25 protein-coding genes are annotated in these 24,578 nt (G+C 61.9%); 7 read left to right on the forward strand and 18 right to left on the reverse strand.

Annotated features, from left to right (window positions below):
• Positions 1 to 20 precede the first annotated feature (20 nt).
• The 8 genes from EJ075_RS18730 to EJ075_RS18765 form a co-directional block, all read right to left on the reverse strand.
• Positions 21 to 491, reverse strand: coding sequence for a MaoC family dehydratase (locus tag EJ075_RS18730; RefSeq protein ID WP_126105264.1), 471 nt, complete (start codon positions 489 to 491; stop codon positions 21 to 23).
• The gene (locus EJ075_RS18735; protein WP_095488831.1) at positions 488 to 958 is read right to left on the reverse strand and encodes a MaoC family dehydratase; all 471 of its coding nucleotides are present in this window, start codon (positions 956 to 958) and stop codon (positions 488 to 490) included. The genes EJ075_RS18730 and EJ075_RS18735 overlap by 4 nt, the downstream gene beginning before the upstream one ends.
• Positions 959 to 1,128: 170 nt before the next feature.
• Positions 1,129 to 2,103, reverse strand: a complete 975-nt coding sequence (corA, locus tag EJ075_RS18740) for a magnesium/cobalt transporter CorA (RefSeq protein WP_095488832.1) — start codon at positions 2,101 to 2,103, stop codon at positions 1,129 to 1,131.
• A gap of 331 nt (positions 2,104 to 2,434) precedes the next feature.
• Positions 2,435 to 3,538, reverse strand: coding sequence for a redox-regulated ATPase YchF (gene ychF, locus EJ075_RS18745; protein WP_126105265.1), 1,104 nt, complete (start codon positions 3,536 to 3,538; stop codon positions 2,435 to 2,437).
• A 95-nt stretch (positions 3,539 to 3,633) separates the two neighbouring features.
• Positions 3,634 to 4,362, reverse strand: a complete 729-nt coding sequence (pth, locus tag EJ075_RS18750; protein WP_126105266.1) for an aminoacyl-tRNA hydrolase — start codon at positions 4,360 to 4,362, stop codon at positions 3,634 to 3,636.
• A 23-nt stretch (positions 4,363 to 4,385) separates the two neighbouring features.
• A complete protein-coding gene (locus EJ075_RS18755) occupies positions 4,386 to 5,027 on the reverse strand; it encodes a 50S ribosomal protein L25/general stress protein Ctc (RefSeq protein ID WP_126105267.1) in 642 nt (213 codons plus the stop codon).
• Between the two features lie 365 nt (positions 5,028 to 5,392).
• A complete protein-coding gene (locus EJ075_RS18760) occupies positions 5,393 to 6,073 on the reverse strand; it encodes a response regulator transcription factor (protein WP_348627328.1) in 681 nt (226 codons plus the stop codon).
• Positions 6,070 to 7,653 (reverse strand): HAMP domain-containing sensor histidine kinase, encoded by a 1,584-nt coding sequence (locus EJ075_RS18765; RefSeq protein WP_126105268.1) that lies wholly within the window; start codon positions 7,651 to 7,653, stop codon positions 6,070 to 6,072. Before EJ075_RS18765 ends, EJ075_RS18760 begins: the two co-directional genes overlap by 4 nt.
• 278 nt (positions 7,654 to 7,931) lie before the next feature.
• Between EJ075_RS18765 and EJ075_RS18770 the strand changes: the two genes are divergently transcribed.
• Both EJ075_RS18770 and EJ075_RS18775 read left to right on the forward strand, forming a co-directional pair.
• Positions 7,932 to 9,302, forward strand: coding sequence for an SLC13 family permease (locus EJ075_RS18770; protein WP_126105269.1), 1,371 nt, complete (start codon positions 7,932 to 7,934; stop codon positions 9,300 to 9,302).
• A gap of 1 nt (position 9,303) precedes the next feature.
• Positions 9,304 to 10,494, forward strand: a complete 1,191-nt coding sequence (locus EJ075_RS18775; RefSeq protein WP_126105270.1) for a glycerate kinase — start codon at positions 9,304 to 9,306, stop codon at positions 10,492 to 10,494.
• Positions 10,495 to 10,606: 112 nt separating this feature from the next.
• Here the strand turns inward: EJ075_RS18775 and EJ075_RS18780 are convergent, their stop codons facing one another.
• Positions 10,607 to 11,095, reverse strand: a complete 489-nt coding sequence (locus EJ075_RS18780; RefSeq protein ID WP_126105271.1) for an anthrone oxygenase family protein — start codon at positions 11,093 to 11,095, stop codon at positions 10,607 to 10,609.
• Positions 11,096 to 11,235: 140 nt separating this feature from the next.
• Between EJ075_RS18780 and EJ075_RS18785 the strand changes: the two genes are divergently transcribed.
• Positions 11,236 to 11,835: a TetR/AcrR family transcriptional regulator gene (locus EJ075_RS18785; protein WP_126105272.1), complete on the forward strand. Its 600-nt coding sequence runs from the start codon at positions 11,236 to 11,238 to the stop codon at positions 11,833 to 11,835.
• A gap of 83 nt (positions 11,836 to 11,918) precedes the next feature.
• Here EJ075_RS18785 and EJ075_RS18790 read toward each other — a convergent pair whose 3' ends face one another.
• Complete coding sequence (locus EJ075_RS18790) at positions 11,919 to 13,094, reverse strand: FAD-dependent monooxygenase (protein ID WP_348627329.1); 1,176 nt, start codon at positions 13,092 to 13,094, stop codon at positions 11,919 to 11,921.
• A 135-nt stretch (positions 13,095 to 13,229) separates the two neighbouring features.
• The gene (locus tag EJ075_RS18795; RefSeq protein ID WP_164547133.1) at positions 13,230 to 14,480 is read right to left on the reverse strand and encodes an MFS transporter; all 1,251 of its coding nucleotides are present in this window, start codon (positions 14,478 to 14,480) and stop codon (positions 13,230 to 13,232) included.
• 123 nt (positions 14,481 to 14,603) lie between these two features.
• Between EJ075_RS18795 and EJ075_RS18800 the strand changes: the two genes are divergently transcribed.
• Positions 14,604 to 15,476: a helix-turn-helix transcriptional regulator gene (locus EJ075_RS18800; protein WP_126105275.1), complete on the forward strand. Its 873-nt coding sequence runs from the start codon at positions 14,604 to 14,606 to the stop codon at positions 15,474 to 15,476.
• A 187-nt stretch (positions 15,477 to 15,663) separates the two neighbouring features.
• On the opposite strand, the gene EJ075_RS18805 is transcribed toward EJ075_RS18800, so the two are convergent.
• The 6 genes from EJ075_RS18805 to lgt all read right to left on the reverse strand — a co-directional run bounded on the left by EJ075_RS18805 (position 15,664) and on the right by lgt (position 21,413).
• Positions 15,664 to 16,599: a ribose-phosphate pyrophosphokinase gene (locus tag EJ075_RS18805; RefSeq protein ID WP_065011960.1), complete on the reverse strand. Its 936-nt coding sequence runs from the start codon at positions 16,597 to 16,599 to the stop codon at positions 15,664 to 15,666.
• 155 nt (positions 16,600 to 16,754) lie between these two features.
• Positions 16,755 to 17,357, reverse strand: a complete 603-nt coding sequence (locus EJ075_RS18810) for a hypothetical protein (RefSeq protein WP_126105276.1) — start codon at positions 17,355 to 17,357, stop codon at positions 16,755 to 16,757.
• A gap of 54 nt (positions 17,358 to 17,411) precedes the next feature.
• On the reverse strand, positions 17,412 to 18,563 hold the full coding sequence (locus EJ075_RS18815; protein ID WP_126105277.1) for a Xaa-Pro peptidase family protein: 1,152 nt from the start codon (positions 18,561 to 18,563) through the stop codon (positions 17,412 to 17,414).
• Positions 18,563 to 19,357 carry a peptidoglycan editing factor PgeF gene (gene pgeF, locus EJ075_RS18820; protein ID WP_126105278.1) on the reverse strand — a complete coding sequence of 265 codons (795 nt, stop codon included), beginning with the start codon at positions 19,355 to 19,357 and terminating at the stop codon, positions 18,563 to 18,565. Before pgeF ends, EJ075_RS18815 begins: the two co-directional genes overlap by 1 nt.
• Positions 19,358 to 19,473: 116 nt before the next feature.
• On the reverse strand, positions 19,474 to 20,562 hold the full coding sequence (locus EJ075_RS18825; RefSeq protein ID WP_126105279.1) for a class I SAM-dependent methyltransferase: 1,089 nt from the start codon (positions 20,560 to 20,562) through the stop codon (positions 19,474 to 19,476).
• The gene (gene lgt, locus EJ075_RS18830; protein ID WP_126105280.1) at positions 20,559 to 21,413 is read right to left on the reverse strand and encodes a prolipoprotein diacylglyceryl transferase; all 855 of its coding nucleotides are present in this window, start codon (positions 21,411 to 21,413) and stop codon (positions 20,559 to 20,561) included. The genes EJ075_RS18825 and lgt overlap by 4 nt, the downstream gene beginning before the upstream one ends.
• 132 nt (positions 21,414 to 21,545) lie before the next feature.
• Between lgt and EJ075_RS18835 the strand changes: the two genes are divergently transcribed.
• From EJ075_RS18835 to EJ075_RS18845, 3 genes are all read left to right on the forward strand, one after another.
• Positions 21,546 to 21,848 carry an accessory factor UbiK family protein gene (locus EJ075_RS18835; RefSeq protein ID WP_095488846.1) on the forward strand — a complete coding sequence of 101 codons (303 nt, stop codon included), beginning with the start codon at positions 21,546 to 21,548 and terminating at the stop codon, positions 21,846 to 21,848.
• A gap of 418 nt (positions 21,849 to 22,266) precedes the next feature.
• Positions 22,267 to 22,767 carry a YbjN domain-containing protein gene (locus EJ075_RS18840; RefSeq protein WP_095488847.1) on the forward strand — a complete coding sequence of 167 codons (501 nt, stop codon included), beginning with the start codon at positions 22,267 to 22,269 and terminating at the stop codon, positions 22,765 to 22,767.
• An 18-nt stretch (positions 22,768 to 22,785) separates the two neighbouring features.
• On the forward strand, positions 22,786 to 23,145 hold the full coding sequence (locus tag EJ075_RS18845; RefSeq protein ID WP_095488848.1) for a tRNA-binding protein: 360 nt from the start codon (positions 22,786 to 22,788) through the stop codon (positions 23,143 to 23,145).
• 168 nt (positions 23,146 to 23,313) lie between these two features.
• Here the strand turns inward: EJ075_RS18845 and EJ075_RS18850 are convergent, their stop codons facing one another.
• Positions 23,314 to 24,399 (reverse strand): glycosyltransferase family 1 protein, encoded by a 1,086-nt coding sequence (locus EJ075_RS18850; RefSeq protein ID WP_245457950.1) that lies wholly within the window; start codon positions 24,397 to 24,399, stop codon positions 23,314 to 23,316.
• Positions 24,400 to 24,578: the final 179 nt, after the last annotated feature.

Below are 24,578 nucleotides of genomic sequence, written 5' to 3' on the forward strand. Positions count from 1 at the left end.
AGGGGGAGAAGGAAGAAAGCTCAACCCACCTTCACCAGCACCGCACTTTCGAACTCGATAACCTTGTCGCCGGTCGAATCGAAGGCCTCCGAGCGCAGCGTGAGCAACCGCCAGCCCGGCCGTGATGCGATGGGGCGATGGGCAAGCGCGGTGCGGGTGAAGGTCACGGTTTCTCCGGCATAGACGGGCTTCAGCCATTTGAGGTTCTTGAAGCCGGGCGAGGGGCCAAATTCGGGCGCGGGCCTAGTGCCGGCCCACCGGGCGCCGTTGGCCTCCACGCCGGTCTCGAGGTTCAATTTCATCCAGGTTGCCGCTGTGTGCCAGCCCGAGGCGCACAGGCCGCCGAACACGCTCCTCTTCGCCGCCTCTTCGTCGAGATGGAATATCTGCGGATCGTATTTCCTGGCGAACGCCTTGATCGCCTCGGATTCGAATTTATGCGAACCGAGCGTGACGGTGACGCCGATGCAGAAGAATTCGTCGAGGCTCACGCGTTGGCCCCTCGGGTCAGGAACATGACGGTGTTCTCGAGTTCGAAGACGCCTTCGCCACGCTGGTTGAAAAGCTCGCTGCGCATGGTGACGAGGCCGAGCTGGGGCTTCGATCTGGACAGGCGCTTGGCAAGGACGGTGGTGTTGCCGGTCAACATATCGCCGGCCAGCACCGGCTTTTTCCATTTGACGAGGTCGACACCGGGGGCGCCCTGCGAGGTCGAGTCCAGCAGGAAGGCATCGCACAGCATGCGCATGAACATCGCGCAGGTGTGCCAGCCGGAGGCCGCCAACCCGCCAAGGATGCTGGCCTTGCCCGCCGCCTCGTCGAGATGCATCGGCTGCGCATCGAACTCTTGCGCGAATTCGATGATCTCGGCCGCGCTCACCAGCTTCGTGCCGAGGTCGAGCGAGGCGCCCTCGACGAAATCCTCATAGGCCCAAGTCTTTCCGGTCTGGCCGGTCATGGTCTGGAATTCTTTCCGGTCATGGTCTGGAATCCGGTTCAAGATTGCACGATCGCCACGGATCGGGGTTCCCGGATGCAGGTGGGACGGGATTTGGTCAAGTAATTTCTGGTGCGCCAGGCCATCGCGCGCCCCACGGAACAGTCAACGAAACAGAAGGTCCGAAGGCTTTACAACCAGCCGCGGCGGCGGAAATACCAGAAGGGCAGGATCGCCGACAGGATCATCAAGCCGATGGCGAAGGGATAACCGAAGTGCCAGCTCAGCTCGGGCATGACATTGAAATTCATGCCGTAGATCGACGCGACCAGCGTCGGCGGCAGGAAGATGACCGCGGCGACGGAGAAGATCTTGATGATGGCGTTCTGCTCGATCGAGATCATGCCGAGCGTCGCGTCGAGCAGGAAGTTGATCTTCTGCGACAGGAAGGTGGCGTGGTCGGCGAGCGACAGCACGTCGCGCGACAAGGTCTTGATGCGCGCGCGGATATCCTTGCTCATCTTGGTCTGGGTCGAGGCGTGGGTGAGGAAGCCGGCGAGCCGCTGCAGCGAGATCAGGCTGTCGCGGATCGAGGAGGCGATGTCCTCCTTGCGGCCGATGGCCTTCAGCAATTCCTGGAAGTCGCGGTTGCGCTTGGAAGCCTTGGTCGAGCGTGCCTCGAAGATGTCGCGCGAGATCGTCTCTATGTCGCGGCCGGCGCGCTCCAGAATGTCGGCGAGGCGGTCGACGATCGCCTCCAGCAGGCCGATCAGGATGGTGTCGCCGCTGGTGCAGCCGGTCGCCACCTTCTCGGCGCGCAGCGGAAAGGTCTTGAAGGCCTTCGGCTCGTGGTAGCGCACGGTGATCAGCCTATTGCCGGCCAGCACGAAGGTGACCGGCGACATTAGCGGATCGTCGGCCTCGGTCTGAGCCGGCAGCGTGGCGGTCATGAAATAGGCGCCGTCCTCGATATAGAGGCGGCTCGAAATCTCGATCTCCTCCATCTCCTCGCGCGTCGGAATGGCAACACCGAGCCAAGTCTCGATGGCCGTTTCCTCTTCCTTGGTAGGGTTCATAAGGTCGGCCCAGACGACCTTGTCGCTGTTTGCCAAGAGATCGTCGGCAACGCGCAGGCGATCATTGTCCACGACGAATGCCTTGATCATCGCCGGGTCTCCCTTGCTGAGGCCAAAAGGATGGGTTCGAGCGGGCGTGTCGTTTCGGATTGCACGGGACAGGCTTTCGACGAAAGCGCGGGCCGGTGCAGACGCCCCTTAGACCGGGCATTGCGGGCAGTCAAGCCACGCGGAAAGGGCCCGTGCGGTCTCTCCCTTCTCCCCTTGTGGGAGAAGGTGGCCGAGCGAAGCTCGGTCGGATGAGGGGTGTTCCAGCTTGGCACCCACAGCGCTCCGGCTAACACCCCTCAACCGTCTTGGCGCTGCGCGCCAATCCACCTTCTCCCGCAAGGGGAGAAGGAAGAAGGCGCCGTCGGTCAGGTCAGGTGTTGAACTTGAACAGCATGATGTCGCCGTCCTGGACGACATACTCCTTGCCTTCGTCGCGCGCCTTGCCGGCTTCCTTGGCCGCGACTTCGCCACCCAGCGTGACGAAGTCGTTGTATGCGATGGTCTGGGCGCGGATGAAGCCGCGCTCGAAATCGGTGTGGATGACGCCTGCCGCCTGCGGCGCCTTGGCGCCCTTGTGCACGGTCCAGGCGCGCGTTTCCTTTGGCCCGACGGTGAAATAGGTGATGAGCTGCAAAAGCTCGTAGCCGGCGCGGATCACCTTGTTCAAGCCTGGCTCCTCAAGGCCCAACGTTGCCAGGAATTCCATTTCCTCCTCGTCGCTGAGCTGCGCGACCTCGGCTTCAATCGCCGCGGAAATCACCACGGTGCGGGCGCCTTGCGTGGCAGCCATCTGCTCGACCGCTTTGGTGTGCGAATTGCCGGTGGCGGCGTCGGCCTCGGCGACATTGCAGACATAGAGAACGGGGTGCGACGTCAGCAGGTTCAGCCCCTGCAGGATGCGCAGATCCTCCGCGGAGATACCTTTGAGCAGAATGCGGGCTGGCTTGCCGGCCTGCAGGAGTTCAAGAGCGGCTTCCATCATCGGAAGCACGGTCAACGCCTCCTTGTCCTTGCCGGAAGCGCGCTTGCGGAACTGCACGATGCGGCGCTCGAGGCTGTCGAGGTCGGCGAGCATCAGCTCGGTCTCGACGGTCTCGGCGTCGGCGACGGGATCGATGCGGCCCTCGACATGGGTGATGTCATCATCCTCGAAGCAGCGCAGCACATGGACGATGGCGTCGACCTCGCGGATGTTGGCCAGGAACTGGTTGCCCAGCCCTTCGCCCTTCGAGGCGCCGCGTACCAAGCCGGCGATGTCGACGAAGGAGATGCGGGTCGGGATGATCTCCTTCGACTTGCCGATCGCCGCGATCTTCTGCAGACGCGGGTCGGGCACCGCCACCTCGCCGGTATTCGGCTCGATGGTGCAGAACGGATAGTTGGCGGCCTGCGCCGCCGCCGTCCTGGTCAGCGCGTTGAAAAGTGTCGACTTGCCGACGTTGGGCAAGCCAACGATGCCGCATTTGAAACCCATTTTTATCCGGTCCTATCGGGAAATCGAAATTTGATGAGGGCTATGGGCGAAAGCGGTGACGAACGTCAAGCCCTTCGCTCCGTTCACGCCGAAGCTCAATCCTTGCCGCCAAACAGCTTCTTCAGCATGGCGGCCATCGGGCCGGTTTGCGGCAGCTTGACCGCCGGCTGCTGTCGCGCCTGACGGACGTGGCTTTGCTGTTTCGGGCTCTGCTGTTTCGACCCCGCGTTTTCGCGTTCGGGCGTAGCACCGGTCTTGCGCTGGACGGCAACGCTGACCTTGTTCATGAAGCCGGGCTCATCACCCCTCACAATCATTTCGGCATGATCACCGATGGCGTCGAGCAGCGGCTCCAGCCATTCGCGATCGGCCTTGGCGAAATCGCCAAGCACATGATGCTGGACGAATTCCTTGACGCCCGGATGGCCGACGCCGATGCGCACGCGGCGGTAAGCGTTACCGACATGGCCGTCGATCGAGCGGATGCCGTTGTGACCGCCGGCGCCGCCGCCGGTCTTCACGCGGACCTTGCCGTCGGCGAGGTCGATCTCGTCATAGAAGACTGTGAGCGCCGAGGGGGTGAGCTTGTAGAAGCGCAGCGCTTCGCCGATCGACTGGCCTGAATTGTTCATGAAGGTCTGCGGCTTGATCAGGATGATCTTTTCGCCGCCAAGCGTGCCTTCGGCGATCAGTCCCTGGAACTTCTTCGACCAGGGCGAAAAGGAATGGCGGCGGGCGATTGCGTCCGCCGCCATGAAGCCGACATTGTGCCGGTTGTTGGCGTATTTCGCGCCCGGATTGCCGAGGCCTGCAAACAGCAGCATCGTCACCTCCGGGCGGAAAGGGATTACTTCTCTTCGGCGGCAGGAGCCGCTTCGGGCTCAGCCGCTTCGACCGTCTCTTCCGCCTCCGGCTTCATCGCCGCGGAGCCGGCAATGGTCGCGACGGTGAAGTCGCGGTCGGAGATCACCGGCTTGACGCCGGCCGGCAGCTTGACCGCCGAGATGTGGATCGAATCGCCGATATCGGTGCCGGTGAGATCGACGGTGATGAATTCCGGGATCGCATTGGCCGGGCAGTGGAACTCGACCTCGTGACGCACGATGTTGAGCACGCCGCCGCGCTTGATGCCGGGCGACTTGTCCTCGTTGATGAAGTGGACCGGCACGTCGACATTGACTTCTGTGTCCTTGCCGATGCGCAGGAAGTCGACATGGACCGGGAAATCCTTGACCGGGTCGAGCTGGAAGTCCTTGGGCAGGACCTGGATCTTCTTGCCGTCGACATCGATCGTGGCGATCGTGGTCAGGAACCCGCCGCCATGGATCTTGTAGTAGATGTCCTTGTAGGTCAGCGCAATCGCCAGGGGAGGCTGCTTGTCACCGTAGATTACTGCAGGCACTTTACCGTTACGGCGAACTGCACGGGCGGACCCCTTACCGACCTGTTCGCGCGCTTCGGCCTTGAGCTCGTAAGAAGCTTGGCTCATGGCATTTCCTTTCGCGTTGTTCTGGAGCGTTCGCGGCCGGCGAGATGCCTGGGCCGTAAACGTCGAAAGCCGTCATGGCCTTACATGATCTGGTCCAAAATCTTTTTTGGGATCACGCAGGCCCGGACAGCCTTCCGCCGCGTTGCCTCCAAGGGTGTCTACGCGGGTGGCGGCTCTATAGCGGAAGGCGGGGCGGGGTGCAAGCCGTTGGGGGTAGGCAGTATCTCACCTGAACTTCGGCTTGGCACCAACTGCGGATATGCAAGCACTGACGAACCTGGCAGGTCGAGGCTGAAGGCCACGAACGAGGAGGCGGCGCAATGAAATTTCCGGCTTGGGCGGGCGAAAGAGGTTCGCTCTACCTTCTATGGCTTCCGCTCGACCAGCATGTAGCCGATCCCACGGACCGTCTGAATGCTAGCCGATGCATCCGGTCCGAGCTTGGCACGCAGATAGCGAATGTATACCTCCACGATCTTGGTCCCAGGTTCGAAGCTGTATGACCAGACGTTGTTGAGGATGCGCTGGCGGCTGACCACCTTCCCCGCATTGAGCATCAGGAAATGCAGAAGGTCGAATTCACGTCGGGTTAGGCGGATTTCCCGGTCGCCGTCCGTAGAACGGCGAGCACTCGTGTCGAGGTCGAGGCTGCCTACTCGAAGCAACTGCCCCTCCACTGCGCCCGGACGGCGTCGGCGTAGGGCGTCAATCCTGGCCACCAGCTCATCAAAGGCAAACGGTTTCGTCAGGTAATCGTCGGCGCCGCCCTTGAGCCCATCTACGCGATCTTGAATTGTCTCCTTGGCGGTCAGCATCAGGATGAGAACCGGCCACTGCTCCAATCGCACGATCCGGCACAGTTCAAGGCCGTCCAGATAGGGAAGCAGACGGTCCAGGATCACGAGATCGAATGGGTCCGTGCGAATAACGGCCAGCCCCTCGCGGCCGTCCTCCGCGATACTCACGTGAAAGCCTTCGGCCTCCAGCCCCCGGCGGAGAAAGTCGGAGACACGCCGGTCGTCTTCAACGATCAGGATTCGAATCATCGGTGTTTTACCAGCGGCAGTCTGATTCTGAGGAGGGTTCCTGAAGGCTCCATTCCTTCAAGGCCGATAGTGCCATCGTGCCTGTCTATGATCTCCTTGGCGATCGCGAGGCCAACACCAAGCCCCTCGGCCGTGGATCTCCTGCCGCCACGCCCGCGATAATAACGGTCGAACACGAAGGGGAGATCGTTGGCATCGATCCCTGAGCCGTTGTCGCGGATAGTGATCTCAAGCATTCCATGGCGCTCAGTCATCTCGACTGCAATCGCCTGATATGGCTTTGAATACTTTATGGCGTTATCGAAGCCGATCAGCAGCGCTTGCTTTAGGCGCTGGGCGTCACCCCGAATGAGGAGATGGTCTGGGTTGAGCGACAGATCAACGGATATCTGCTTGGGACCGGCGAGTACGGAAGCCTCCTGAACGGCCGCCTTCACAACCTCACCGGAATCGATGTTGTGCAGGGAGAACCTGAAATCTTCGGCTTCGGAGCGGGCGAATGCCAGAAGGTCCCCCAGGTTGCGAGCCATGTCTTCAGCGTGATTGCGGATTCGGCTCAGAGCTTCGCGATAAGGTCGAACACGCGGTTGGCCGCGAAGGGCAACGTCTGCCTCTCCGCGGAGGATCGTCAGCGGCGTGCGGAGCTCGTGGCTTGCCTCCGCAAAGAATTGTGTGCGTCGGCTATTGAGAGCCCTCAGTTGCTCATTCGCTTTCCGCAGTTCGCTCGTGCGCAGCTGAACTTCCGCCTCCAGGCGGTCCTTTACCGAAATCAGAGCGGCACGTTCGATCTCAAGGGCCTCGGCCATGCTGTTGAAACTTCGCGACAAGGAAGCGAACTCGTCGCGTCCGGTCGCAGAGATGCGATGGTCGAGCTTACCTGCAGCGATGGCTTTGGCGCTCTCATTCAGCTCACGCACAGGTGTGGCGATTGACCGTCGCAGGACGAGGCCGAACCCGAGACTGCCCAGCATGAGCAACGCAGAGAAGCCGCCGGTCAGTAGCAGCAGACGCCATTGCGCAGCACGGACGCGGGCGAGTTCCTCTCCAACCTCCCTGCGCTCATGGTGCAAGGCGGCTTCGATCATTTCTTCGAAATCGTTCTCTAGTCGATGCTCCACATCGTTGCGGAACGCGTCTACGATGCCGGTTGGCTCCGGCTTTGTTCGCTGACTGAACAGTCGCTGGGCAGCCTGATCGATCGCCTCAAACAGCGCCTTGATGCGGCCTACGAATCTGAGCTCGGCCTCCTCCTGGCGTCGATCGCTCCAATATTGGAGAACGCCGAGCTCCTCGCGCGTCGCGCCCTCCAGCTTTTGGAATCCGGATTTCAGTGCTCGTCGTGCCGCTTCGAAATCCGGCATCTGTTCGGGCCCAAGCAGCAGAACCTCGGCGAGTTGCTCGGTGTAATTGTTGGACTGCCCGTTGAGTTCGGCGAGGGCTTCGAACCGCCCGTGGACGCTGTCGATGCGGCGGACGAATTCCTCTGTCAGATGGAGCGTTGCGAACGCTAGTCCTGAAATCAGGCCGACAAGGGCGAGAATGACGATTTGAAATAGGAGGATGCGGCCTCGAACGGTCATGCGGTGATCCTGCCGGCGATCGGATAGCGTCTCTCACCAGATTCTAACCGGAGCTCTACCGAGCGTCTAATCGGAACATCCTAAGTTCGAGCGTGGGGCCGTGTTGCGCCCCCGCCGCCACATCGGCGACGAGCTCGAAGAGGTTTCGGTTGGCACAAGTAGATTTTCAGACTGACATTGACGCCACGCTTCGGGACGCCACTCCTCGGGAAAGGACACCGCCGGCGCTCTGGCCGATATGGCGAGCCGCACTGATCGGAACCTGTGTGTCCCTCTGCGTGGCCGTCATTGAACTCGGCCTCCCCGCGCTTCCGTCCGACGCTCGGCGAGCGCTCGAGATCCTGCTTGTCGCGATCATCGGATGGACCTTGACGCCGCTAGACGACACCTCCGTTGCAATTGCCGCTGGACTGGCTATGGCGCTGCTTGTCAACCGTGATTCCGCGGCGCTGTTTCATGCGCTCGGGGATGAATTGATCTGGCTGTTGCTCGCCTCCTTCATGCTGGCGGCCGCCTTCAAGGCAAGTGGGGTCGCAGATCGCATCCTCGGCCTCGTGACGGGGCGCATGCGGTCGGTTCGCACAGTCGCCTATTCTTTGACGGCTGTGATGGTCGCCACAGCCTTCATCGTTCCGTCGACCTCGGGTCGCGCAGCTTTGATGATCCCTGCCTATCATGCGATCGCTGGGCGCTGTGGAAGTGCTCGGTTGCGAAGAGCGTTCGCGCTGCTGTTCCCCACTGTTATTCTGCTCTCGGCCATTGCGTCGCCCGTTGGCGCCGGTGCCCATCTGCTGGCGATCGAAATGGTCGGCCGCCTCTCGGGTGTGAAAGTAAGCTACCTGGAATGGATCGCTTTCGGCCTGCCGTTTGCGGTCGTGAGCACCTTCCTTTCGGTCGAATGCCTGCTCCGGCTTTTCCTGTCGCCGGCGGAACGGCGGATGGCACTTTTGCAGCCGACGACCGTCAACAATGCTGGTGCCGGGTTGGCACGGCAGCCGATACTCTGGATCGCCGGCGGCGTTGTCATCGCATGGCTGACCGAACCTGTTCACGGGCTCGATGCCACCGTCATCGCTGTCGGCGGCGCTCTCTTGGCCACGCTTCCTCAGGTCGGCCCCGTGGCGTTTGGCGATGCGATCAAGAGCGCGGAGTGGAAGCTGCTCTTGTTCCTGGCAGCGACAATCTGCTTGGCCGACGGCCTGACGGCATCAGGCCTCCATCGATGGTTGATCGAGACGACGGTCGATCCACTGCGCGGCACTGGCTTGGGGCCGCTGGCCCTTGTCTCGTTGCTAGCCTTGCTAGGCCTTTTCAGTCATCTCGTGATTCACAGTCGCACGGCCCGCGTCTCGGTGCTGCTGCCCCCGGCGCTCATGCTTGCGTCGACAGTGCGGCTCGATCCGCTGCTTGCAACGCTCGTCCTCGTTTCGGCAACCGGCTTTTGCCAAACCCTCATGATCTGCGCGAAGCCGGTGGCGCTTTTCGGGGGCGTCGATGACGAAGGCTACGGCCCGAAAGACCTGGCCCTTCTGAGTTCCATCCTGCTGCCGGTGCAATTCATTCTCATCGTCGTGTTCGCAGTGGCCGCTTGGCCAACCATCGGAGCCCTGCTCACCACGCTCGATCCGCAACTTCCGGGAAGGCCGTAGAATGTCGAAAAAGAAAGCGTCGAAGAAAAGAAGACGGCTTCGAGTGTTGGTCGCACCCTCCGGCTTTAAAGAGAGCCTCGGCGTTCGTGACGTCATCGACGCATTGGCGCGGGGCGTCCGCAATGCCGTTCCGACAGCAAAGATCCTGGGCCTTCCGATGGTCGATGGAGGCGAGGATTTTACGCGGACCCTTGTTGAACTGTCCCGTGGCGAGCTGCATTCCGTCACGGTGACCGGACCGGTGGGCCAACCCGTGGAAGCTACCATCGGTTTTCTCGGGCGAGGAAAAAAGCGGACGGCCGTTCTGGAAATCGCGGCGGCTGCCGGGCTCCGGCTCGTCCCCACGGATATGCGCGACCCGACCCGCACCACAAGTTATGGGGTCGGCGAGTTGGTTCGTTTTGCGCTCGATCTTGGCGCGGAAAGAATTCTGATCGGCTGCGGTGACTCGGGCGTCAACGACGCGGGAACGGGCATGGCCCAAGCCTTAGGCGTGCGTCTGCTCGATGGCGGCGGCAGTCCCATTTCGGGGAGCGGCTCGGCGCTTTCATCGCTTGCTCACGTCGATCTTTCCAGTCGTGACCATCGCCTTTTGAATGTTCGTATCGATGTCGCTGTGAACCCCTATAACATGTTGCTCGGTGAGAGAGGCGTCGCCCGGGTGTTCGGCCCGCAAAAGGGTGCAACACCTGACCAAGTGGCTTTGCTCGAGCAGGGTATGGAAAATCTCGCTCACGTCGTTCGTCGCGACCTCGGCATCGACGTGGCGCCGCTTGTCGGCGGAGGAGCTTCCGGTGGACTCGGCGCTGGACTTCATGCCTTTGCTGGGGCCCGGCTGCATCCGCGCTTCGACCTGATTCTGCGGTACATGGATATCGATCATCGACTGGCAAACGCCGACATCGTCATGACGGCCGAGGGTGGCCTGGATGGCCAGACGAGCTTTGGAAAAGTGCCAGCCGAGATCGCCCGGCGCGCGAAACGTCACAATCTGCCCGTCATCGCCTTGGCCGGAACCGTCGGAGCAGGCGCCGAGGCGACCCACGAAATCGGCATCGATGCCTTCTTCAGCATTCTGTGCCGACCGTGTTCCCTCGAAGACGCGATCCGTGACGCCGACACGCTGCTGGCGAACGCAGCCGAACAGGCATTCCGGCTGATGTGGGCAACGCGCGCATTTAAGTTCAGATAGTGGATCCCGTGCCAAGCAATGGCCCGAATTCATTGCCGGCGCCGGCGGCATTCCGCTCAAAGCGATGTAAGGCAGGAAGTCACCCGCCCGTCATCCGGGCCAGGCGATCCGGTCACAACCTCACCAGACCGAGGCCGGCAAAAACCAAGGCGATTCCTGAGGCGATGGTTCGCGCCTGGTTCCAGAACTGCCACCGTTGCGAATAATCCTGCCAGATCTCTCGCGCAGTCTCGACATCGTTGGGAATGACGGTTGCGGCCAACGCCTCGTTCATCGGCACATTCACCGTCAAGGTGAGGAAGAGGCCGAATGTCAGATAGACAAGCGCCGCCGCAGCGAACCAGAACGCTGGCGACTTGCGGCCATAAAAACGCATCGCGGCAGCCGTGAGCCCCAGGACAACCGGCGTCAGAAAGAAGGCGGGAAAGAACACGGCGTTTCGAACCGATGCGTTCATCGCCTGCATAGCCTCGATTGCCACTCGGGGATCAGTCTGGTCGAGCCCCCACATTGTGGAGCAGACCCAGGCGTAGAAAAATCCGAATATCGCTCCCGAAAAGACGATCGATGTGACCGACAATCCTACCACTATCCCAGGCATTTCGCGGCTTCCATACAACCGTATCGTCGTGTACGCTTTTGCATATACGTACAAATGTGTACGGTTCCGGTCAAGCATTCTTCGAGATTGGCATTTTTCGTGATTGGCATTTTCTGAGGTTGGCAGTTTCGGAGATTGGAATGCGCGAAGACACCAAAGCTGCGCGTCGGGCACAGATCGAGAGGGCGGCCTACAAGCTTCTCAAGGAGAGAGGCTACGGCGGGACTTCCATGCTTGGCATAGCCAAAGAGGCAAAGGCGTCAAACGAAACTCTCTATCGCTGGTATGGCGACAAGAAGGGCTTGTTCAAGACGATGGTCGAGAAGAATGCAAGGACGACGAGAGCGGCACTGGATGCGGCAATCAGGGACGACGCCGATCCTCTGATAACCCTCGAAGATGTTGCTCCGATCCTCCTTTCGATGCTGCTTGGCGAGCGGGCAATTTCCCTTAACCGCGCGGCTGCTTCTGACGAAAGTGGCGAATTGGGTGCGACGATTGCCGCAGGTGGTCGCGATTCGGTATTCCCGCTGATCGAGAAACTGATCCAGCGCGGCTTGGAGAGCAGCGCGCTCGCCGCGCCATCTGCACGCATCGCGGCCGATTGGTTCTTGAATCTGCTGATCGGTGATCTGCAGATCCGGCGGGTCATTAGCACGCTGCCCGTTCCTTCAGACAAGGATGTCCATTCGAGAGTGGTCGCCGCGCTCAGTGCATTTAGAAAGCTCTGCGGTACGTGATGGCAAAAATTGCTCGATCTGTGGTTATGCATAGGGCGAGCAGGAATAGGTCGGTTTCCAAGGCCATGCATGCAGGCTTGGCGCTACGCGGCGACCCTGACCGGCTCGAAGTCTATGTCGAGAACCGAATCCAACTGCCGGTCCATGAAACGCTCAGGGATGCTCTTCACCAGCAAGTTGCGGAGAGGGACGACAATCGGGTTCCGCAATTGCGCAACTCCGGCGTAAAAACGCGATTCGGATGCAACGCGATGCGCCCTTTCGAGGCGACGCTTGTCATATTCGCGGATTGCCTGCCCGATCGGATGCCGTCCGAACAAAGCCGCAAGCACCGCCGCGTCTTCAATCGCGAGTCCCGCTCCCTGTCCCAGATCAGGGGTGACGGCATGGGCGGCATCGCCAAGCAGGACCACCCTGCCGCGGGTGAACGCAGGCATTGGGTCGAGATCGAGAATGTCCGTCCAGATCATCGAGCCGGCAGGTGTCCGATCGAAGATTTCCGGAATCGGATCGTGGAAACCGGAAAACATTGCGCGCACCTCGGCAAGATCGGCCTGCGCCAGTTTGGGATCGCCGACGCGGTCGGCGCCGCTGCAGGCAAACCAGTAGACTCTTTCGCCGGGAATCGCTGCCAGGCCGATCCGTTTGCCGGCCCCCCAGCTCTCAGTCAGGCGGGTGGGATCTATTCCTTGCGGAAGGCCGGGCGCGATTGCGCGCCAGCAGACATAACGCGCGAAGCGCTCCCTCGATTGCGGAAACAGCGCCTTGCGAACCACGGAGTGAATGCCATCGCAGGCGAGCACCAGATCGCTCTCCACGCTCTCCTCATTCGCGAAGCGTAGAACGATGCGATCACCCAAATCACGTGCATCGACGCATTCCATATCGGTGTGAATTGTCGAGTGGGGTAGCTGCGAAAGAAGGGCCTTGTGAAGGTCGCCTCGGTGCAGCACAGCCATGCTGAGATGACCGTATCGCTGGCTAAAACGCTGAAAATCCGTTGATTGAAGAACCTGGCCTTTGTCGTCAAGAAGGTCGAGCCGGTGTATCGCCTGCGCATTGGCCACAACCGCATCGTAAAGCCCAAGCGTGCGCAGAGCCCGAAGCGCGTTAGCGCTCAGGCTGAGACCGGCGCCCAAAGGCTTCAATTCGCTCGCCTGCTCGAAAATCTCGACCTCCCAGCCAAGGAGCCGAAGCCCCTTGGCAATCGAAAGTCCCGCGATCCCGGCGCCAACGATGACTGCCCGCATGACCTCCATCCCAGAGAATTCTGAGTAGCGCTGTGATTGGTGTATCCTGGCCTCGTTCTTAACGAGCGCCTTACAGCGCGAGTTCCCATCGAGTTACCATTTCGCGCGGCCTGACTTGGGGAATGCCGACGTCCAACCCAAGCTTCACCCAATCGTGGCTTCGTCCTCCAGCTTCCTCGCTTCCTTCATGTTGGGAAGAAAAACCGTCAGCAGGCCGAGCAGCGGCAGATACGAGCAGACCTGGAAGACGAAATCGATGCCTTTCATGTCGGCGACGACGCCGAGCACGGCGGCGGCAATGCCGCCCATGCCGAAGGCGAAGCCGAAGAAGATGCCGGCGATCATGCCGACCCGGCCCGGCACGAGTTCCTGCGCGAAGACGACGATGTTCGAGAAGGCCGAGGACAGGATCAGGCCGATCAGCACGGTCAGCACCATCGTCCATTCGAAATTGGCGTAGGGCAGGGCCAGCGTGAAGGGCAGGACACCGACGATCGAGAACCAGATCATCGGCTTCTGTCCGTAGCGGTCGCCGAACGGGCCGCCGAGCAGGATACCCAGCGCCGAGGCGCCGAGGAACAGGAACAGCATGACCTGCGACATCTGCACCGAAACGCCGAATTTATCGATGGCGTAGAAGGTGTAGTAGCTGGCGAGGCTGGCGACGTAGGCGTTCTTGGTCAGCACCAGCAAGGTCAGCACCGCCAGCGCGCCCATCACCTTGCGGCGCGGAAAGGGCGAGACGAAGGCTGCCGCCTTGCGGTTGGCGAGCGAGGCGCGAAGACGGCTGTACCAGCCGCCGACCCGCCACAGCACGATGATGCCGATCAGCGAGCCGACGGCAAACCACGCTATGCTGGTCTGGCCGAAGGGCACGACGATGAAGGCAGCCAGCAGCGGTCCGATGGCCTGGCCGAGATTGCCGCCGACCTGGAACAGCGATTGCGCCAGGCCGAACCTGCCGCCCGAGGCGAAACGGGCGATGCGCGAGGATTCCGGGTGGAAGATCGCCGAACCGATGCCGATCAGCGACGCGCCGATCAGCAGCAGCGAATAATGTCCGGCATAGGCCAGCACGATCAGGCCGATCAGCGAGGCCGCCATGCCATAGGGCAGCGAATAGGGCATCGGCCGCTTGTCGGTGACCATGCCGATCAGCGGTTGCAGCAATGAGGCCGTCACCTGGAAGGTGAAGGTCAAAAGGCCGATCTGCCAGAAATCGAGGCCGTAATTGTCCTTCAGCAGCGGATAGATGGCCGACAGCAGCGACTGCATGATGTCGTTGACACAATGGCAGAAGCTCACTGCCAGAATGACTGTGAAGGCCGTCGCTTGCGCCGAAGTGTGGCTGGCCGTCGCAGGGGTGGCGACGGTGGTGGCTGTCGTGTCGGTCAAAGCATGCTCCGTGGACTTTTTGGCGGGCGCTCCCGCAGGCGTAGCCGGTTGCCTTATAAGTCACTTGCCGGGCGACTTCTTTCGTGGTTTGGTCCAATAGTTTCGCGAGTGGGCCATTACCCAATGCCGCACGGCAATGAAATCTTCAAAGCTGGCGAAACCGATCTCGGGCAGTTGCATGAGCGCCGCTGGCAGTGGCTGGAGCAGGCCGTCGGGCCGGCGGTGGCCCTGCCGACCGAATATCCCGACGGCTACCACGTCCCGCAGCACCGTCACAGTCGCAGCCAGTTGCTGCATGCGCTTGTCGGCGTCGTGATGGTCACGACGCGGCATGGGCGCTGGATGGTGCCGCCCGATCATGCCATGTGGATTCCCGCCGGCACCGAGCATTCCGTCGAGATGCTTGGCGACGTCAGCATGCGCTCGGTCTATGTGATGCCGGACGCTATTGCGGGGCTGCCGCATGGCTTACGCGTCGTCGGCATCACCGATCTGATGCACAGCCTGATTGTGGAATCGGAAAAGTTGCCACAGGGCGGCGAGTTGGAGGGGCGCGGCGGGTTGATCATGAGCCTCCTGCTGCATGAAATCCCGAGCCTGCCGGAACGGCCGCTCGGCCTGCCTTTTCCTTCAGATCCAAAGCTTGCGGCGCTGTGCCGGCGCTTCGTCGCAGCACCCTCGCCGCATGCGACGATCGACGAATGGGCCGATATCGTCGGCATGAGCCGCCGTTCCTTTACGCGTGCCTTTCATCGCCAGACCGGATTGTCGCTATCGACGTGGCGCCAGCAGGCCTGCCTGTTCGCGGCCTTGCCGCGGCTGGCGGACGGCGAGCCGATCACCAGAGTGGCGCTCGATCTCGGCTATGACAGCGTGCCGGCCTTCATCACTATGTTCAAGCGCATGCTGGGAGCATCGCCGCGCGGTTATATGCGCGGCGCGCGGGATGCCGGCGAAGGCGTTCGCCGGCCCAATGTGCCGGCGCGGGTCCTGTAGCCTAGAGCGCTTCATCGTTTCACGGAAACGCCGAACCGCTCTATCTCTTTGTTTTGCGCAATTCCGGACGGAAAACCGTTTCACACTTTTCCTGGAATTGCTCTAGGAGTGGCGCGCCCGATGGTGGGCTTTGATACGTGCGAGAGCATCCCTATCGAGGGCTGAAAATCGTTTCGTGGTCGGTGCGCTAGTCGAACAGGCTCGACACCGATTCCTCGGTCGCCGTGCGCGAGATCGCCTCACCCATTAGGTCGGCGATGGAGATGACGCGGATGTTGCTGGCGTCGAGCACCGCCTGGGTCGGCTGTATGGAATCTGTAATGACCAGTTCCTGCAGCTTCGAGGCGCCGATGCGGGCGATGGCGCCGCCGGACAAAACGCCGTGGGTGGTATAGGCGGTGACGCTGGTGGCGCCGCCGGCAAGCAGCGCATCGGCCGCATTGCACAAAGTACCGCCCGAATCGATGATGTCGTCGATCAGCAGGCAATCCTTGCCGCGCACGTCGCCGATGACGTTCATGACTTCCGATTCACCGGGGCGCTCGCGACGCTTGTCGACGATGGCAAGCTGGGCATCGATGCGCTTGGCGAGCGCGCGGGCGCGGACCACGCCACCGACATCCGGCGACACGACCATGACATTGGCGAGCTGCTTGTATTTCGCCTTCACGTCGCGGGCCATGACCGGCACTGAGAAGAGATTGTCGGTCGGGATGTCGAAAAAGCCCTGGATCTGGCCGGCATGGAGATCCAGCGTCAAGACGCGGTCGACGCCCGCCCGCGTGATCATGTTGGCGACCAGCTTGGCCGAGATCGGCGTGCGGCCCGAGGCGCGGCGGTCTTGCCTGGCATAGCCGAAATAGGGAATGACCGCCGTGATGCGCTTGGCCGATGAGCGCATGAAAGCGTCGATCATGATGAGCAGTTCCATCAGGTGATCGTTGGTCGGGAACGAGGTGGACTGCAGGATGAAGACATCCTCGCCGCGCACATTTTCCTGGATCTCGACGAAGATCTCCTGATCGGCGAAGCGCCTGACGCTGGCTTTGCCCAGCGGGATGTTGAGATAGCGGGCGACCGCTTCGGCCAGCACTCTGTTGGAATTGCCCGCGAAAAGCTTCATGCACCGTTCCTGGTGAAGGATGGAGACTCTGGCAGACTCTCTTGAGCCTCTTAAGTCGGGCTTTTAGCGGCCCGTGCCGGTATTGCAAGCGTCGTGATCGGGAATCCGCCGGCTAATCTCAATAAACGTTTACGGCGAGGGCAGCCTGCAACGTGTCAGCCCGCCTGACCGCCAAGCCATGTGGCAAACTGGTCGATCGTCTGATCGGCGATCGCCTGCATAGTCTCCGGCGCGACAGCAGCCCAGCCTTCGCCACCATTAACCGACGGCGCCTTCTGCTGGCCGTTGATGCGATGCAGCCGGTTGCCTGCCGGGTCATAGACGTCCCAGACATAGATGACGGTGGTATCCTTACCTTCCGACATCGTCGAGAAATAGCCTTTCAGCACGTGCGTTGGGGTCTGCCCGGCGCTGCCTGCCAAGATGATGCCGCGCTGCTTGGCTCGCGTCTGAAGCTCCGCGGTCAACGGTGTGGCGGCTTCTACCGACGCGCCGACGATCGGCGCCACCTGCAGGCGGGTTCGTGCGATGACGGCGGCGCTTTTTGCGGGCGGCACGGTCGTGGTTGCGGGCTGTGCAGGGGCGGAAGGTTGTGCCGTCGTGGAAGGCTGCGGTGCTGCAGCCGTGCCGGCTGCGGGCACGGCCTGTGTCGACTGCGGGGCGATGGCCGAGGGTTCGAGAACATCCTTCGCATTGGTGCAGGCGGCCAACGCCAGCGCCGCGAGCAATGACACGGTCGTCACATGCGATCGCCTCATTTGCCTCAAAACTCCTTGGCGATGAACGCCCTTTGAATCCCTATCATTATGGATTCACTGCACGATCAAGTCGAGATCATGGCGGGACAGCGGCTTCGGCTGCGATTCGGTCGTCAGATAGGTGCGGCCAAGCGTCATCGCGGTCTCGGTTTCGGAGTCCATGATGATCATGTGGGCGAACAGCGTCATGTTTGGCGCGATGGGCTCGGGATTGCCTTGATAAAACATCGGCATGTCCATCCATGACGGGGTGAAGCGGGCGCCGAGCGAATAGCCGCAGGCGTTGAGCCGGTGCTTGGTCAAATTGTGCGCCTCGAGCGTGCGGGCATGCGCGTCGAACACGTCGCCGAAGGTATTTCCGGGCGTCATCGCCTTCTCGACGGCCAGAAGCGCGGCGCGCGCCGCATCGAACAGTTCCTGGTGACGTTTCGAAACTTTGCCGGTCAGCACCGTGCGCATCATCGCCGCATGATAGTGGTGGAAGACGCCGGCCCATTCGAGCGTCAGCTGGTCGTTCTTGGTCAGCTTGCGGCGGCCGGCCTTGTAGCGGCAAAGCAGTGCGTCCACCCCCGAGCCGATGATGAACTCATTGGCCGGATAGTCGCCGCCACCAGCAAAGATTGCGCCCTGCATGGCGGCAAGGATCAAGGCTTCGTCGCCACCCTGCTTGATCAGTGGCAGGGCCGCGTCCAGCGCGTCGTCAGCGAGGCTCGCGGCCCTTTCCGCCTTGGCGATTTCGGCCGGGCTCTTGAACAGGCGCAGCCGGCTCACGATGCCGGAAGCGTCGGCGATCTGGCCAAAGGTCTGCAATTGTTCGTCCAGGCGCCGGCCATTGTAGGCGGTCAGGCCGTGGGTGTCGTATTCGACGCCGATGCGGGCGCCGAGCAGGTCGAGGTCGTTGAGCAAATTGCGCAGGTCAATCGCCGGATTGGCGCCGTCGCGGTCGGTCCACAGCACGATATTGTCGATGATCGAGGTGTGGCGCGCCTGGCGCAGATCGGCCGAGCGCGTCAGCAGGATCATCGAACCGTCTGCCTTCACCACCAGGCACTGGAAGAAGCAGAAGCCGAACGTATCGTAGCCGGTCAGCCAGTACATGCTCTCCTGCGCAAACAGCAGGACGGCATCGAGCTTCTTTTCGGCGATCTCGATCATCAGCCGATCGCGCCGCGCGTCAAATTCCGACCGTTCGAAATGCAGCGCCATTATTCTGTCTCCAAAACGATTGCCGAAATCTGCCGCCCGTAATCCGGCTCGTTGCGATGCGTGGTGCGCCGGTAGGAATAGAACAGATCCTCCTCGGCGTAGGTGCAGCGGCTAAGCCCGTCGGCGGTCACGCCAGCCCGGCTTAGCCGATCGACCGTATAGAGGTTCAGGTCGAACATTGCATGTCCCGACTTCGCCGACGGCGCGAAGTAGCGGATGTTGTTGGCATCGGCCTCGACGAAGCGGGCGACGAATTCCGCCCCGACCTCATAGTTTTCTGGGCCGATGGAAGGACCGAGAACGGCGACGATGCGCTCGCGCCGGGCGCCGAGGCCTTCCATCGCTGCAATGGTATTTTCCAGCACGCCTGACAAGGCGCCCTTCCAGCCGGCATGGGCCGCACCGATGATACGCGCCTCCACATCGGCGAACAGGACCGGTCCGCAATCGGCGGTCGAGGCGCCGACGGCGATGCCCGGCCGGTCGGTGACGATGGCGTCGGCCCTTGGGCGCTCGCCGGGAAAAGGCTCCCTGGCGATGACGACGTCGGGCGAATGGATTTGGTGGGCGGTCAAGAGATGGGTTGGAGGCACGCCCATCCAGTCGGCGACGCGGCGGCGGTTCTCGGCTACCTGCGTCTGGTCGTCGCTCGAGCCGGTGCCGATGTTGAGGCCCTGATAGATGCCGCTGGAGACGCCGCCGACGCGGGTGAAATAGCCGTGGCGAATGCCTTGCGCCCGCGCCTTCTCCAGCAAGTGCGACCGAACGGGATCCGGTTTGGTCTGATTCAGCATGGCCGCGTTGTTGTCCGTGTGGGCGATTTCGTCAAGCTACAGTCCAAAGATGGGCGAAAGTCCAAAGTTGGGCGACAGTCGGAAGTTGGGAGAGTGGGAGAGGCGGCAGCGAAAAGTCAATCCGCTGGTGCAAAGGGCGGAACGGCGATTTCGGCAGGCAGGACGGCAAGCACCTTGAACAGGTCACCCATGGCTTGCGGGCCGGCGAGGCGCTCGACCTCGCCTGCAATCTTTTCGCGAGCCGCCTCATCGGCATTGGCGCCGAGTTGGCCGGCGCGTTCGAGAAGGCCCATTTCCACCAGGAATTCGCCTTGCGTGGAGAGATGGGCATCGAGGCCGTGCGCCCGCACAATCGCGGCAAGGGCGGCGAAATCGACATGGGCGGTGAGATCGGCTTCGCCCGGATTGGCCAGCACATCTTCGTGATCGTGCTTGCGCAAGGCCTGCAACGTGTCGCCGATCCCTGGCCGGAGATAGCCATAGTCGAGGAATAGGCCAGCGCCACCGAGCCCGGCCAATCGCTCAGCGATGGTCGCCATCAGCGCGGCTCGGGCCGGCGCGACTTCGACAATCGCGCCCTGTGGCGCATTTTCGGCGTCGTTCGGCAACAGCGTCGGATCGACCGAGCCGGCGCCGGCGAAGAAGTGCAATTCGTCCGCGCCGTCGAGGCCGATCATCCGTTCGCGCCAGCCTGTTCCGGCGCGGACGAACTGTCGGATGGGCACAGCGTCAAACAATTCGTTGCCGACGATGAAAAGCGGGGTCTGCGGCAGCGTGCCCGTGCTTTCGTGCCAACCGATCGTGGCCGGCGTGGCGGCAAGCGTTTGCTTTTGGACATCTATCAGCCGCGGGCTGGTCTCGACCATGGCGAAGGATGCGCCGGCGGTCAGCGCCGGATCGAGCCGCGAAAGCGTGCGCAGCATGTCCTTCATCAGCGTGCCGCGGCCAGGGCCGATCTCGGCGATGGTGACCGGCATCGGCCGGCCGGTCGCCAGCCAGGCTTCGTAGAGCCAGACAGCGACCAGTTCGCCGAACATCTGGCTGATCTCCGGCGCGGTGACGAAGTCGCCGGCAGCCCCGAACGGCTCGCGCGTCGTATAGTAGCCGTCCTGCGGATCGAACAGGCAAAGCGCCATGTATTGGTTGACCGGGATCGGTCCCGCCGCACCGATCAGCTCGACGATGCGGGTTTTCAGCCGGGTCATATCGGCTGGGGCTGTGTTACCGGCTTTGCAGTCGCCATCGCCCAGACGCCGGCAAGCACCATTGGTAGCGACAGCACCATGCCCATGGTCAGCCAGTCGGTGCCGAGGAGGTAGCCGAGCTGCTGATCGGGCTCGCGGAAGAATTCGACGAAGATGCGCGAGAGACCGTAGCCGGCGATAAAGGCGCCGCCGACGAAGCGCGGGGTCTTCAGCTTGAGCCTGGAATGGGTGAGGAAGCGCAGGACCAGGAACAGCACCAGGCCTTCGAGCAGCGCCTCGTAGAGCTGGCTGGGATGGCGCGCAAATGGGCCGCCATTGGGAAATTCGACCGCCCATGGAACATCGGTCGGCCTGCCCCAGAGCTCGGAGTTGATGAAATTCGCCACGCGGACGAGACCAAGGCCGACCGGCACGCCGGCTGCAACCACGTCGAACAGCGACCATGTGCGGATGCCGCGCGACCAGGAAAACAGCGTCATGGCGAGAATGACGCCGAGCAGGCCGCCATGGAACGACATGCCGCCCTGCCAGACGGCAAGAATGTCGAGCGGGTGGGCAATGTAGCGCGGCAGGTCGTAGAACAGTACGTAGCCACTGCGTCCGCCAAGCACCACGCCGATGGCCGCCCAGACGATGAAGTCGTCGAGATCCTCGGGCTTCATAGGCACGGTGCCGTCGGGCCAGAGCCTAGCATTGGTGACGAGCCGCTTGGCATACCACCAGGCGAAGAGAATGCCGACGATGTAGCCGACGCCATACCAGTGCACCGCCAGCGGTCCGATCTGGACGATGACCGGGTCAATGTTGGGGAAGGGCAGGGCCGCCAGCGGCAGCATAAGATACTCGCTCAACAGGATCTCCCGGTTGCGGATCACGTTCGGGCGCGGACCATGCGGCAGGGTTTTGGCGGGGTCAAGGCGACGTGGATGCTTGCATTCCGGGTCGCGCGCCACTACGTCAAATCGACCAAGCGAGGATTTGCCATGTCGACCGGACCGAACCGCATTCTCGATGAATTCGCCAAGCTGATGACCGACGCCGCGGGTGCCGCGCAAGGGGTGCGGCGCGAAGTGGAAACCGCTTTCAAGGGGCAGGCCGAGCGCGTTCTCAACTCGATGGACCTGGTGCAGCGCGAAGAATTCGAGGCCGCACGCGATATGGCGGCGAAGGCCAGGGAAGAAAACACCCGCCTTGCTGCGCGCCTCGAAGCGCTTGAGGCAAAGCTCACCGAATTGACCGGGCAGGCCGCGCCTGCGGCTGCGGCAAAGCCCAGATCAAAAAAATAATCGTTAAACTTTTCCACAAAGCACAATCGCAAAAAGCGCTTTGTCGTGAATCGCTTACCGGCATTGCGTGAATCTTCGTGACAGAGGCTTTCCACATGCGAATGACGCAGTGCGAAAAATTGGGCTGGTCACGCGACTCCCGATCAATAGACTGAATTTGTTGCATGATTCGAAGCAGGGTCATGCGCCGGGCGGTGGGGTCCGGTCTGGGGTCTTTGCGTTGACGAAGTCCCGGCCGTCCGAGTTCTAGACAAGATTGTTCGTTGTGTGTGCCCGCGGAGCGTGTGGCGCTCACTAGAGCGACGTGCGTCCACTTGGACGCACAAAGTACGCTCTAGAACTTTGAACGTTCGCATCGTGCTTTCCGAAAATCGAACCGATTTTCGGGCCGTTGCGAAGGAACGACAGGAAGCATTCCATGGAACTTCTCGAACTCGACCTCTCTCGCGAAATTCATCCGGTGGATGTTATCGAGCAGGTGGCCCACAACAACGACTGGTCCTTCGAACGGGCCGGCGACGACGAGATTTCGATTTCGGTTGCCGGAAGCTGGACCGACTACCACGTCTCATTTTCCTGGATGGAGGATTTCGAGGCGCTGCATCTGGCCTGCGCTTTCGACATCAAGGTGCCGGAGGCGCGCGCGCTCGAAGTGATGCGGCTGCTTTCGCTGATCAACGAGCAGATGCTGTTCGGCCATTTCGACCTCTGGGAACAGGAAGGCGCGATCATGTTCCGCCAGTCGCTGCTGCTTGCCGGTGGGGTCGAGCCGTCGAGCCAGCAGGTCGAGGTGCTGTTGTCGTCGGCGCTGGAAGCCTGCGAATGCTATTTCCAGGCGTTCCAGTTCGTCGTCTGGTCGGGAACCTCGGCCAAGGAGGCGCTGGCCGGCGTCCTGTTCGAGACCTATGGAAACGCCTGAGCCAGGTCCTGACCATCAATGAGCTCGAGCAGCCAGCGCAAGCCCGAGATCAGCTTCGCCGATTTCGACCGTGTCGATATCCGCGCCGGCACGATTATCGAAGCCGAGCCGTTTCCCGAGGCGCGAAAGCCGGCGATCAAGCTGAAGATCGATTTCGGCGCTGACATCGGTGTGAAGAAATCGTCGGCGCAGATCACCAAATATTATGCGCCCGAGACGCTGGTCGGCCGGCAGGTCTTCGCGGTGGTCAATTTTGCGCCGCGGCAGATCGGCCCCTTCATGTCGGAAGTGCTGACGCTTGGCTTTCCCGACGAGGAGGGCGCCGTCGTGCTTGGCGCGATCGAACGCAAGGTGCCGGATGGCGGCCGATTATTTTAGCTTCGTCATCCACGGGCGAAGCGGACGCGCAACCCCGAGAATCCATGCCGTAGCAGTGGTCGAAGAGTAGGACGGTCCAGAATCGCGTTGTTCTGGCCGCTCCTGTGGGGCAAGTGCGGCTCGTCGCCTCAACCCAACAAGTTCTTCACCGAAGGGGTCGCTCGCAGGTCACGGCATGGATCCTCGGGTCTGCGCGTCGGCTTCGCCGCCGCTTCGCCCGTGGATGACGAAAGGTGGTGTCAGTTTGCGCGTGGTGCCCAGCGCCTCTTCAACCGTCTCCAGAAACATTTCCGCGCAGGCTTTCCAGCTATAGCGCATTGCCCGTTCGCGCGCCTCAGCGCGGTCGACGTGGAGCGCGGCGAGCGCTGCCTCACGCAAATCATTCGACACCGCTCCGCCAACCCCGTCGCCGACAATGTCGATTGGCCCCGTCACCGGATAGGCTGCGACCGGCGTGCCGCTGGCCAGCGCCTCGATGATGACATTGCCGAATGTGTCGGTGCGGCTGGGGAAGACGAAGACATCGGCCGAGGCGTAGATCTCGGCCAGTTCGTCATTCGGGCGGTGGCCAAGGAAATGGGCAGCGGGGTATCTGGCCTTGAGCCTGGCCAACTCCGGCCCCTCGCCGACGATCACCTTGCTGCCGGGCAGGTCGAGATCGAGGAAGGCGGCTAGGTTCTTTTCGATCGCGACGCGGCCGACGCAGAGGAAGATCGGTCCCTTGAGCCCCAGTTCCTTCCTCTTGTCCGGCCGGAAATGGTCGGTGTCGACGCCGCGCGTCCATGGCCTCAGCTTGGTGAAGCCGCGTGCCGATAGATCGTCCGCCAGCGACTGGGTGGCGACCAGCGTGCCCTGTCCGGAATTGTGGAAATCGCGAAGCCAGCGGTAGGCCCAGGCCTCCGGTATAGGCAGCCGCGCGCTAAGATATTCCGGGAAGCGCGTGTGATAGCTCGTCGTGAACGGCCGGCCTGCCTTGCGACAATAGCGCCGCGCCATGATGCCGAGCGGGCCTTCGGTGACGATATGGATATGATCGGCATTGCGCGCTTCGATCAGGCGCGCGACATGGCCCGGCGTCGTCAGCGCCAGCCGGATGTCCGGATAGGTAGGCAGGGGCAAGGTGCGAAAGATGTTCGGGGTCAGGAAGTCCGTCTCGACGTCGAAGGATTTCAGGGTTTCCGAAAGCCGCTCCAGCGTGTGGACGACGCCGTTGACTTGCGGGCGCCAGGCGTCGGTGACCATCAGGATGCGCATAGCAGCCCTTTGCTTGAAATGTCGTCGGTTTCCTTGATGCGAGGCCGCAAGGCCGAATCAATCAGGATCGCACGCTTCATGCGCGCTCTTCAGCATGGTTTCATGACGGGCCGATGAAGGCGCAAACCGGCGGTCGTCCGCAGCTGCCAGAAAAGCAGCGCGTCGTCCCGAAAATCGAA

The organism is Mesorhizobium sp. M6A.T.Cr.TU.016.01.1.1, from assembly GCF_003952585.1.
GTDB lineage: Bacteria > Pseudomonadota > Alphaproteobacteria > Rhizobiales > Rhizobiaceae > Mesorhizobium > Mesorhizobium mediterraneum.

Coding starts and splice junctions, on each gene's coding strand:
- EJ075_RS18735 (WP_095488831.1), bottom strand. CDS start 958: ATGACCGGCCAGACCGGAAAGACTTGGGCCTATGAGGATTTCGTCGAG.
- corA (WP_095488832.1), bottom strand. CDS start 2,103: ATGATCAAGGCATTCGTCGTGGACAATGATCGCCTGCGCGTTGCCGAC.
- ychF (WP_126105265.1), bottom strand. CDS start 3,538: ATGGGTTTCAAATGCGGCATCGTTGGCTTGCCCAACGTCGGCAAGTCG.
- pth (WP_126105266.1), bottom strand. CDS start 4,362: ATGCTGCTGTTTGCAGGCCTCGGCAATCCGGGCGCGAAATACGCCAAC.
- EJ075_RS18755 (WP_126105267.1), bottom strand. CDS start 5,027: ATGAGCCAAGCTTCTTACGAGCTCAAGGCCGAAGCGCGCGAACAGGTC.
- EJ075_RS18760 (WP_348627328.1), bottom strand. CDS start 6,073: ATGATTCGAATCCTGATCGTTGAAGACGACCGGCGTGTCTCCGACTTT.
- EJ075_RS18765 (WP_126105268.1), bottom strand. CDS start 7,653: ATGACCGTTCGAGGCCGCATCCTCCTATTTCAAATCGTCATTCTCGCC.
- EJ075_RS18775 (WP_126105270.1), top strand. CDS start 9,304: ATGTCGAAAAAGAAAGCGTCGAAGAAAAGAAGACGGCTTCGAGTGTTG.
- EJ075_RS18780 (WP_126105271.1), bottom strand. CDS start 11,095: ATGCCTGGGATAGTGGTAGGATTGTCGGTCACATCGATCGTCTTTTCG.
- EJ075_RS18785 (WP_126105272.1), top strand. CDS start 11,236: ATGCGCGAAGACACCAAAGCTGCGCGTCGGGCACAGATCGAGAGGGCG.
- EJ075_RS18790 (WP_348627329.1), bottom strand. CDS start 13,094: ATGGAGGTCATGCGGGCAGTCATCGTTGGCGCCGGGATCGCGGGACTT.
- EJ075_RS18800 (WP_126105275.1), top strand. CDS start 14,604: ATGCCGCACGGCAATGAAATCTTCAAAGCTGGCGAAACCGATCTCGGG.
- EJ075_RS18805 (WP_065011960.1), bottom strand. CDS start 16,599: ATGAAGCTTTTCGCGGGCAATTCCAACAGAGTGCTGGCCGAAGCGGTC.
- EJ075_RS18810 (WP_126105276.1), bottom strand. CDS start 17,357: ATGAGGCGATCGCATGTGACGACCGTGTCATTGCTCGCGGCGCTGGCG.
- EJ075_RS18815 (WP_126105277.1), bottom strand. CDS start 18,563: ATGGCGCTGCATTTCGAACGGTCGGAATTTGACGCGCGGCGCGATCGG.
- pgeF (WP_126105278.1), bottom strand. CDS start 19,357: ATGCTGAATCAGACCAAACCGGATCCCGTTCGGTCGCACTTGCTGGAG.
- EJ075_RS18825 (WP_126105279.1), bottom strand. CDS start 20,562: ATGACCCGGCTGAAAACCCGCATCGTCGAGCTGATCGGTGCGGCGGGA.
- EJ075_RS18835 (WP_095488846.1), top strand. CDS start 21,546: ATGTCGACCGGACCGAACCGCATTCTCGATGAATTCGCCAAGCTGATG.
- EJ075_RS18840 (WP_095488847.1), top strand. CDS start 22,267: ATGGAACTTCTCGAACTCGACCTCTCTCGCGAAATTCATCCGGTGGAT.
- EJ075_RS18845 (WP_095488848.1), top strand. CDS start 22,786: ATGAGCTCGAGCAGCCAGCGCAAGCCCGAGATCAGCTTCGCCGATTTC.
- EJ075_RS18850 (WP_245457950.1), bottom strand. CDS start 24,399: ATGCGCATCCTGATGGTCACCGACGCCTGGCGCCCGCAAGTCAACGGC.